5 protein-coding genes and 1 pseudogene are annotated in these 4,576 nt (G+C 65.3%); all 6 read left to right on the top strand.

Annotated elements, in window-relative coordinates:
• On the top strand, positions 1 to 1,384 hold a 1,384-nt coding region (locus CUT83_RS15155; RefSeq protein ID WP_173915078.1), incomplete at its 5' end, for an RHS repeat domain-containing protein.
• The gene (locus CUT83_RS29835) at positions 1,353 to 1,940 is read left to right on the top strand and encodes a hypothetical protein (RefSeq protein ID WP_143688569.1); all 588 of its coding nucleotides are present in this window, start codon (positions 1,353 to 1,355) and stop codon (positions 1,938 to 1,940) included. The genes CUT83_RS15155 and CUT83_RS29835, both read left to right, overlap by 32 nt.
• An 82-nt stretch (positions 1,941 to 2,022) precedes the next feature.
• Positions 2,023 to 2,565, top strand: a pseudogene (locus CUT83_RS31715) (restriction endonuclease fold toxin); the annotation flags it as partial.
• Between the two features lie 2 nt (positions 2,566 to 2,567).
• Complete coding sequence (locus CUT83_RS15145; protein WP_101256371.1) at positions 2,568 to 2,963, top strand: Imm7 family immunity protein; 396 nt, start codon at positions 2,568 to 2,570, stop codon at positions 2,961 to 2,963.
• 47 nt (positions 2,964 to 3,010) lie between these two features.
• Positions 3,011 to 3,730 carry a hypothetical protein gene (locus CUT83_RS15140; RefSeq protein ID WP_101256370.1) on the top strand — a complete coding sequence of 240 codons (720 nt, stop codon included), beginning with the start codon at positions 3,011 to 3,013 and terminating at the stop codon, positions 3,728 to 3,730.
• A gap of 66 nt (positions 3,731 to 3,796) precedes the next feature.
• Positions 3,797 to 4,561, top strand: coding sequence for a transposase family protein (locus CUT83_RS15135; protein WP_101255401.1), 765 nt, complete (start codon positions 3,797 to 3,799; stop codon positions 4,559 to 4,561).
• Positions 4,562 to 4,576: the final 15 nt, after the last annotated feature.

Below are 4,576 nucleotides of genomic sequence, written 5' to 3'. Positions count from 1 at the left end.
CGACGCCGCCGGGCGCGAGACCGCCCGCCGCATCGGCGAGCACCTCACCCTGGCCCAGTGGTGGGACCCGGCCGGGCGCCTGACCGGCCAGGCCCTCACCGCCGGCCCGGAGGCGGCCACCGTCCAGCAGCGCACGTACCACTACCGGCCGGACGGCCACCTCACCGCCGTCGACGACCTCCTGTCCGGCCACCGCGCCTTCGACCTCGACCCGGCCGGACGCGTCACCGCCGTCACCGCGGCCGACTGGAGCGAGACCTACGCCTACGACGCGGCCGGCAACCAGACCTCCGCCTCCTGGCCCGCCGGGCACGCCGCCGCCGACGCCACCGGCGAGCGCACCTACACCGGCACCCGCCTCACCCGCGCCGGGCGCTTCCGCTACGAGTACGACGCGGCCGGCCGCACCGTCCTGCGGCAGCGCGTCCGGCTGTCGAAGAAGCCCGACACCTGGCGCTACGAGTGGGACGCCGAGGACCGCCTCACCACCGTCACCACCCCCGACGGCACCCGCTGGCGCTACCTCTACGACCCGCTGGGCCGCCGTATCGCCAAGCAGCGCCTGGCGGCGGACGGGGAGACCGTCACCGAACAGGTGGACTTCACCTGGGACGGCCCGGTCCTCGTCGAGCAGACCACCACCTCACCCGATCTGCCGCACCCGGTCGCCCTCACCTGGGACCACGACGGCCACCGCCCCCTGGCCCAGACCGAACGCCTCCTCGATCCCGCCGACCAGAGCGAGATCGACCGGCGGTTCTTCGCCATCGTCACCGACCTCGTGGGCGCCCCCACCGAACTCGTCGACGAGACGGGCGAGATCGCCTGGCACACCCGCACCACCCTGTGGGGCACCACCTGGAACCGCGACGCCACCGCCTACACCCTCCTGCGGTTCCCCGGCCAGTACGCCGACCCCGAGACCGGCCCCCTGGGCCTGGCCCCCTCCCCCAACCCGGCCACCTACGTCCACAACCCCTCCACCTGGACCGACCCCCTCGGCCTCAGCCCGTATCACAACCAGATGCCGGAAGACCTGGCGCAAGAGTTGGCTGACGCGGAAAGACTCGGAGTCAAACCGTTGAGAGTGGGTGATGACGGGTTCGACGCCGCAGTGAACTCAGGGACAGTCAAATGGGCAGTCGACGAGCAAGGCGATCTGTTCATCATCCCCAAACATGTGGATGGCACCGAACTGAAGCACCCCGTCCTCACCGAGGGACGCCCAGTACTAGCCGCAGGCGAGGCGGAGATAGCTGGCTCCAGCGGAAGCTACTTCGGAATGGATATCAACAACCAGAGCGGACACTACAAACCTTCCATCGAAAGTCTCGAAACGGGAAGAAAAGCCTTTGAGCGAGCCGGAATACAATTCTTCGAGTAAATCTCCCGGCAACCGGGATCACCCCTCCGGAGAGGCGCGCCCAAGAGAGGCTTCCGCGCAGCGAGCAAGAAGCATCATCGCATTCGTCGTCGCAGAGAATCCACCTGGCGCCGAACTGGAGCGCCTGCGAGAAATGAGCGTCGGAAGAATGCAGAGCTCACTGCCGCAAGAAGAGAGAATTCTATGGGGCGAGGCAGCAATTATGTGCGCTCGCAAGAAGAGAGAAATGGGGTTCATCGACCCCCTTTCCTCTGCAACGGAAGAAGCACGCGTCAGATCTTACGTCATTCGCGAATTCAAAGAAATAAAAATCGGAGAAAGTTGGGGCATTTCACAGCTGTGCCGACTCGTTCTCGACTCGATCCCCTACCCGCTTGAAGACATTAGAGAGAAGGCTTCACGTTGGTGTGAATTGAATCGTGAAGAAATGTTGACTCTGCGACGGATTAAGAATCTGCTAAACACACTGAAGAATGTGGAGGATATCGTCCAGCAGGAAGGGAGAAGGTGCGAAGAGGTGAAAGAATGGCTGAACGTAGTACCTAACCTCCCTTGAATGGAGGAAATCGAAGTACATGCCTGCAAAGACTCCACCTCAAGGATGAGGCGTCGGCCATTGACGTCGCCACCTACACGTCCTGACCTTCACAGGCCGGCATTACGACCCCGAGACCGGCCTGCACTACAACTACTTCCGGTACTACGACCCGGCCACCGCCCGCTACACCACCCCCGGCCCCCTGGGCCTGGCCCCCTCCCCCAACCCGGCCACCTACGTCCACAACCCCTACACCTGGACCGACCCCCTCGGTCTGGCGCCCTATGAGAACAACGGTGGGCTGGGCGGACTGGTGAAGGTGCACAAACCGGACCCTGCAGCCGATGCACTTGCCGAGCGCCTTGGCGGGGAGTCTCGGGTTAAGTTTGAGAATGACCCGAAGGGACGAGAGATCGACACGGTAAGCGACGAGTATGTCGCACAATCAAAGCCCGGGGGGATGCAGATGGGTAGTGCTCTAAGAAATCAAGCTAAGGCGACTTTTGAATATGCGATACAATCCGGCCGCACACCGTACTTTCACTTTGACGGCGAACCCGGACCTGGCGTCATAAACAAGCTGAAAGAGCACGGAAACCGCTACGGGGTCGAGCCTGTGATCGACACGACCCCACTGGAGTGAGAATGTACGAGTTTCATGGCTGGTTCGGAATTGCAGAATCATCTGAAGAATCGGATGCAGGGGGCCTGGAATCCGGTGTCACTGAACTGCAGACACGGATCGCTGATATCGACTGGGCGACTACCGAAGCCGAGTTGAAAATTTACAACGGCGAGTACTTCGTCATGGTCAACGGCTTGGTGAACCGCCGCCGTGATGAGGCTGCCGAACTGGAGGAGCTCTTGCGTTACATCGCGACTCGCTTCCCCGGTTCCTGGGGGCTGCTCTACGAACGCTCCGCCGACATGGAGGAGCCGCCGGGGCAAAACGCCTTCCGTGTCCGAGTCATGGCCAGAGGTGAAATCCACACCCGCTTGGATCCCTTCCTCTCCCCCACCCGACCTGTCATCGAGGAGTGAGTGAAAAGCTGCGGCCTGCTGACCGGACTCGGTGAGGTGGAGCTCCCGTGGAAATCGTTCTGAACAGCCTCGACGCCGTGGTGACGGACGCTCCGTTGCCTTTTGTTCCGCGTCTGGCCTTGGACATGCCACAGGTGATCGTCGGCGGATTCGCGAGCAGGGCGGAGTCCGAGCAGCAGGCACGGACCACCTTCGGCAGCCTGCAGTGGTTGTGGTCGGAGGAGGACGACATCCGGTTCGACAAGGAGAGTCACGAGCTGGTGAGCGTCGGGCTCCACATGCCGAGCGAGGCCGCTCCCGCGGAAGCCGGCATCCACATCCCCGGCGGGCTTCCGACTCTCCGGGGTGGGCTTCGCGCGGACGAGGTACGCGATTTCGGCATGCCGCAGGCGACCGTGCTGCACTGCGACGCCGAAGCGGCCGAGCTGATCTGCCTGCGGGACCTCGCAGTCCCGGACGCGCCTCTGGAAGCGCGCATCGGCATCGCCCTCGGACTGGCACTGCTCGTTCAGGACGGCGCCGTCGTGGGATGGACTCTGGCCGACCCGGCGTGCTATCTCACCAGCGGGTACACGGCCCCTGTTCAGTCCCCGCCCTCTCCGGACACCCGGCGGCAGTTGGCCGAGTGCCTGGCCTTGCTCACCCGGCCCCTGGTCGACGAGGTGATGGACAAGGAGCCGGACGCCTGGCGCCGGCTGCGTACGGCCGAGCAGACCCTGAGCTGTTTCCAACCTGACGCCGAGGTTGGAGACAGACCCCGGCGGTAGCAACGGGTGAAGCTCCTGGTAGATGGGTTGTCGACCAAGATCAACCTGTCAGGCCAGGAGCTTCGTGTGCTTGTCTACCCATCGGCGATCGATCTGTCCAGTTCGGCCCTGCGGTTCCTCAGCCGTCACCTGGCCGAGCGGCGCAGAGCCATCGGCTGCCGGTGGCGCCGCCTGTCCAGCAACCGGCAAGCACTGCTGGTCCTGGCCCACCTGCGCTGCGGCGACACCTACAGCCGTCTCGCCGCGGCCTTCCGGATCGGGGTGGCCACCGTCCACCGCTACATCCGGGAAGCCATCGAACTCCTGGCGGCCCTCGCCCCCGACCTGGCCGACGCGGTGCGGACCGCGTCGGTGAAGGCGTATCTGATTCTGGACGGCACGCTGCTGCCGATCGACCGGATCGCCGCCGACCGGCCGTACTACTCCGGCAAGCACAAGCGGCACGGCATGAACATCCAGGTCCTCGCCGACCCGGCGGGGAAGCTGCTGTGGGCCTCCCCGGCGCTGCCCGGAGCGGTCCACGACCTCCGCGCGGCCCGCACCCACGGCGTCATCGACGCCCTGACCGAGACCGGCGCGGCCTGCTGGGCGGACAAGGCCTACCGAGGCGCCGGCCCTGCCGTCCGGGTGCCCTACTGGGGCCGCTGGGAGAAGCTCTCGGCCGGGCAGCAGGCCCACAACCGCTCCCACGCCCGCATCCGCGCCCTGGGCGAGCAGGCGGTCGCCGCCCTCAAGTCCTGGCGACTGCTGCGCAAGCTCCGCTGCTCCACCACCCGGATCACCGGCCTGGTCCAGGCCGTCCTCACCCTCCACCTCGCTACATCAGCATGAGGTTGGAAAACGCTC

Origin of the sequence: Streptomyces barkulensis, assembly GCF_002843305.1 — a bacterium.
Taxonomy (GTDB): Bacteria; Actinomycetota; Actinomycetes; order Streptomycetales; family Streptomycetaceae; genus Streptomyces; species Streptomyces barkulensis.
The sequence above is the reverse complement of the archived record's forward strand: the minus strand, read 5'-3'. Positions and strand labels throughout refer to the sequence as shown.